The organism is Variovorax sp. P1_H12_2 (assembly GCF_056405335.1).
Genome location: NZ_JBFUCI010000426.1, coordinates 1 through 5,350 on the forward strand (window position 1 = coordinate 1; position 5,350 = coordinate 5,350).

3 protein-coding genes are annotated in these 5,350 nt (G+C 71.5%); all 3 read right to left on the reverse strand.

The window, feature by feature from the left end; genetic code table 11:
• Positions 1–602: response regulator (locus tag AC1D2K_RS29075; protein WP_478093189.1), on the reverse strand; the 602-nt coding region annotated here is incomplete at its 3' end.
• Positions 599–1,960, reverse strand: a complete 1,362-nt coding sequence (locus AC1D2K_RS29080; RefSeq protein ID WP_478093191.1) for a cache domain-containing protein — start codon at positions 1,958–1,960, stop codon at positions 599–601. The genes AC1D2K_RS29080 and AC1D2K_RS29075, both read right to left, overlap by 4 nt.
• Positions 1,961–2,517: 557 nt before the next feature.
• Positions 2,518–5,238 carry a circularly permuted type 2 ATP-grasp protein gene (locus AC1D2K_RS29085; RefSeq protein ID WP_478093193.1) on the reverse strand — a complete coding sequence of 907 codons (2,721 nt, stop codon included), beginning with the start codon at positions 5,236–5,238 and terminating at the stop codon, positions 2,518–2,520.
• Between the last annotated feature and the right edge of the window lie 112 nt (positions 5,239–5,350).

Sequence of the window (5,350 nt, forward strand, 5' to 3'; positions counted from 1 at the left end):
TACTTGATCAGGGCCGACTGGCGTTCGAGCCCGCGCCGCCCCTTGATGCTCAGCCGTTGCGCCTCGACCGTGCGCACGCTGAGGACGATGTCGCCCGCGATCTGCTTGCTCGAGTCGCGGCGGCCGAGCGCCGACTGGATCTCGCTCTCGCGCGGCGGCCGCAGCGGCCGCGGCTGCTGGTTGGCGACGAGCCGCTGCGACACCGCCGAACTGAGGAACGTGCCGCCGGCCGCGACCGCCTCGATCGCGGCGACGATCTCCGCCGCCGGCGCGTCCTTGAGCACGTAGCCCCGGGCACCCGCCTGCAGCGCCTGTTGCACGTACTCGGGGTTGTCGTACATGCTGAGCATCAGCACCCGCACGTCGGGCTGGCGATCGTGCAAGAGCGATGCCAGCTCGATGCCGCTCATGCCCTTCAGGCCGACGTCGGCCAGCACCAGGTCCGGCCGGGCGTCGGCGATGCCTGCCAGCGCTTCGGCGGCGCCGCCGGCCTCGCCGACGATCTCGAGTCCCGGCAGCGGACCGAGCCGGGCCCGCAGGCCGTCGCGCACCAGCGGATGGTCATCGACCAGGAACAGGCGGATCACCGCGCAGGCCGTCATGCGCCCTCCCCCGCGATCACCGGCACCTCGGCCAGGATCGAGGTGCCGTCACGGTCGGAGCGCACGCCCAGCGAGCCGCCGATGGCGGCCACGCGCTCGCGCATGTTGCGCAGGCCGATGCCGCGCTGAGGATCGAGCTCGAGCGCGGCCTCGTCGAAACCTGTGCCGTCGTCGCTGACCTCGAGCTGCACGGCCTTGCCCTCGAAGGCCAGCACGATGCCCACCTGCTGCGCCCGCGCGTGCTTGCGCACATTGGTCAGCGCCTCCTGCGCGACGCGGAACAGCGCGGTCTTCACTTCCTGCGGCAATTCGCGTGGTCGTCCCTGCACCGTGACCGAGGCGGCGACGCCGCCCTCCTCGCCGAACTCGGCGCCCAGCCGTTCGAGCGCAGCCGGCAGGCCCAGCGTGTCGAGCAAGGCCGGCCGCAGCCGGTGCGAGATACGCCGCACTTCCACCAGGGATTCATTGAGCCGCTGCAAGGCCTTGCCCAGCGTCGGCGGCACCTGCTGGCGCGCGCGTTCGAGCGCATCGACCGCGGATTCGATCATCAATTTGGCCGACACCAATGTCTGGCTGGTGCCGTCGTGGAGCTCGCGCGCCAGGTGGGCGCGTTCGTCCTCCTGCGATTGCACGACCTGGCGCGCCAGGAGCCGCAACCGGGCCTCGGCGATGCGGTGCTCGCTGAGGTTCAGCAGCAGCCCGGCGGCGCTGACCACGGCCAGGCACAACGCGGCGATGCCGGCGATCCAGAGCATGGTGGTCGTGACGTTGGTGTTCATCTGCCGGTCGAGCGTCTGCATCGCGACGTCGATGTCGTCGAGGTAGAGGCCGGTGCCGACCATCCAGTTCCAGCGCGGCAACGCGGTCACATAGCCGAGCTTGGGCGCCAGCTGGGCGCTGGAGGGTTTGCGCCACTGGTACTCGACATAGCCGCCGCCTTCGCGCGCCTGCGCGATCAGCTCCTGGATGGTGGGGCGGCCCTGGGAATCGTGAAGCTCCCACAGCGACTGGCCGACCAGCTCGGGCTGGCGCGAATGCATCAGCGAGCGGCCCTGCAGGTCGTAGACGAAGAAATAGCCGTCGTTGCCGTAGTCGAGCGCGGCCAGGCGGCGCAGGGCCTCTGCGCGGGTGGCCTCGTCGTCAAGGCCGGCGTCGTACAGCGGCCGCACGGTGCTCACGGCCAGGTCGACGTAGCTGCGCAGTTCGCTGCGGCGCTGCGTCATGTAGGTCTTCTCGATCAGCGCCCGCTCGCGCTGCGCCAGGTCGCGCTCCTGGTGGCGCACCGCGAAGGCCACCAGCATCAGCGCGACCAGCAACGGCGCCACCGCGAGGGCGACGATCTTGGTCCTCAGGTTCATGGGGCGGCAAGACTAACATTTGCTGTGCGGGTAGGTCCGTCTGTTGGGGCCGCCCGGCACGCGGTACGGGCCGAACGACCCCACTGCGCCGGCCCTTCGGGCTGCCTTGCGGTGCTCGCTTCAGGCGGGGTCCGCGCAAACTCGCTGCGCTCAAACACGCGCGGCCCTTGGCCGCCTGAAGCTGCGCTCCTCAGCGGCGCAGAGGGGATCTCCCGTCCCRCACCGCATGCCGGGCTTCGGGGGGGTCAACGGCCAGCTACGTCTCCAACGTTCAGTGCAACCCCAACSTGTCCACGGCGGTGGGCGGTAGGCCTCGGGCCGGCCGTTGAGGCACCGCCGAGCAGCGCAGCGGTGCGCGGATCAGGGCTCGCGACTGTTTGAGTGGAGCGCAGCGGAGCGAGTTTGAGCGAGACCCCGCGTACCGTGAGCAGCGCAGGGCAGCCGCGAAGCGGCCGGTGACGTCGGCCGGCCCGGGGCCTACCGCCCGCCGCCGCCACACGCACTCAAGCACGCACACACGCATGCTTGCAACAGTCGCCCCATGCGGTCGCGCGAACCTACGCCCCCACAGAACGCAGCGACTCGGAAGTCAGCGTGAAATAGCGCGTACCGATCGCATCCGACACATGGTAGGCGGCCGCCTCGCAGCTCGCGAAAACGTGCACCAGCGCCGGATACTGCTGGTCGGGACCGGGATCGCACAGGCCTTCGAGGGTCCAGCCGTCGGGGTCGGGCAGGTCGAAAGACAGGGCGGTGAGCTTGTCGGGCGCGCTGCCCGCGAGCTTGGCGATGCGCTTGCGCAGCGTCTGCGTGACCCAGGCCAGCGAGCGCGGGTTGTCGCCGTCCAGCACCAGCAGGTCGACCAGCGTGGCGACATCGCGCCGCTGCTGGTAGCGCGCATGGAAGGTGATGGTGCTGTCGAACAGCGCCACCATGGCCTCGAAGCCGCTGACCTCGTGCACCGAGCCGGTCTCGAAACCGGCCGCCAGCGCGCTCGAGAGGAAACCCAGGCGCTCGATGTGGCGGCCGATCGACAGCAGCCGCCAGGCGTCGTCGCGTGTCATGCGGTCGGTCTGGGCGCCGGTCATGGCCGACAGCGCGCTGCTGGCCGACTCGAGCAGGCCCAGCGCGGCGCCGGTGGCATAGCCACCCTCGGAGTTCTCGCCGGACTGCTCGGCGCTGCGGCGCAGGAAATCGGTCTCGGCGCGCACGATCTGGTTCCAGTGGTCCTGCGACAGCCGCTCGCGCACCGCGGCGGCCGCCTGGCGGATGCAGCGCAGGCTGTAGCCCACGCTGCCGCCCTGGTCGAAGTTGCCCATCTCGGCGATCAGCGCCCGCTCGAACACGCGCCGCGACTTCGGCAGGCTCGGCACTTCGGGCGGCACCAGCGCGTTGCGCAGCGCCAGCCGGTGCAGCCAGACCAGCAGCGCGCGGGCGGAGTGGTTCTCGCCGCCGAGCAGGTCGATCGTGAGCCGTGCCAGGCGCACCGCGTTCTCGGCCCGCTCGGTATAGCGGCCGAGCCAGTACATGTTCTCGGCCGCCCGGCTGGTGACCGGGGCCCTATGCCGCGCCAGCGAGGCCGGCGTGGTGTGCGGCTGCAGCAGCGTGGTGCGGTCGACCTCGCCCTCGGTGCGCACCCAGACGTCGGCGCTGCTGCCGCCGCGCTGCATCGAGGCGATCTGGGCGTCGCGTCCCGCCAGCCGCGCGAGGCCGCCGGGAAGCACCCGCCACGAGCGCGGTCCGTCGCTGACCGCGAACACGCGCAGCAGCACCGAGCGCTGCGCGATGTGGCCGCGGCCGAGGTCCGGCGTCCAGGTCGGCATCTGCGACAGCGGCAGGTAGCTCTGCACCGTGTGGGCCTCGCCCTGGCGCACGATGCGGCCGGCCCATTCGTCGAGCTCGCGCCGTCCCATGTGGTGGCCGAGCACGGCATCGAAGCTGGTGTGCGAGTCGAAGTCGGGGTAGGTGGACTTGATCGCGCAGTCGGCCAGTTGCGGCAGCACGGCTTCCATTGCGGCGCGTTCGCCGCACCACCAGGTGGGCAGGGCCGGCAGTCGCAGCTTCTCGCCGATCAGGCGGCGCGCCAGCGCGGGCAGGAAGCCCAGCAGCGCGGGCGATTCCAGGAAGGCCGAGCCGGGCATGTTGGCCACCAGCACGTTGCCGGCGCGGATCGCCTGCAGCAGGCCCGGCACGCCGAGCGTGGAATCGGGGCGCAGCTCGAGCGGGTCGAGGTACTGGTCGTCGAGCCGCTTGACGAGCCCGTGCACCGGCCTGAGGCCCTGCAGCGTCTTGAGGTACAGGCGCTGGTCGCGCACCGTGAGGTCGCTGCCCTCGACCAGCGTGATGCCGAGGTAGCGCGCCAGGTAGGCGTGCTCGAAGTAGGTCTCGTTGTAGGGGCCGGGTGTCAGCAGCGCGATGTGCGGCGGCTGGCCGGCCGGGCACATGCGCTGCAGGCCCTCCATCATCGCGTTGTAGGTGGCGGCCACGCGCTGCACCTGCAGGTTCTCGAAGGCCTGCGGGAACTGGCGCGCGATCGCGAGCCGGTTCTCGAGCAGGTAGCCCAGGCCGGAGGGCGCCTGCGTGCGCTGCGAGACCACCCACCAGTTGCCGTCGGGCCCGCGTGCGAGATCGAAGGCCGCGATGTGCAGCCAGGTGTCGCCGGGCGGGCGCACGCCGTGCATGGCCCGCAGGTAGCCCGGGTGGCCCTGGACCAGCGCAGGCGGCAGCAGCCCCTCGGCCAGCAGCTGCTGGGGCCCGTAGACGTCGGCCATCACCCGGTCGAGCACGTGCACGCGCTGCTGCACGCCGGCCTCGATCTGGGCCCAGCTCTCGGGCGAGACGATCAGCGGGAACAGGTCGAGCGACCAGGGCCGCTGCGGACCGTCGGCATCGGCGTAGACGTTGTAGGTGACGCCGTTGTCGCGGATCTGGCGTTCGAGGCTGACGGCGCGCCGCGGCAGGTCGTCGAAGCCGCCCGGGCCCAGGTGCTCGAAGAAGTCGGCCCAGGCTGGGGCGAGCGGCGCCTGTTCGTCCGGACCGGCATCGTCGTCGTCTTCGGCGACCGGCGCGGCAGGCGGGACGGACGAGGCCTCGTAGAGCGGCGCCGGCTGTGAAAAGGGTGAAGCGGGCGCAGCCGGACGCGATGCGTCCTGCGGCGTGGCGGCGCCGCGCAGCTCATCGAAATGGCCCGGCGCGGCCGGGGGAGCGATCGAGGCCGCGAGCGCAGCGGGCGCTTCCAGCGCCTGGGCGTCGAAGAGGGATTCGTTCTGTGGGTCCACGGTGGTGATTGTTACTCGCCCCCAGGTTGCCCGCACTTCGTGTCGGGCGCCCACCCCCTACCGGGGGCAATACCAGCGGCCCGGCGAAGCCGGTTCCGCGGTATTCCTGGCC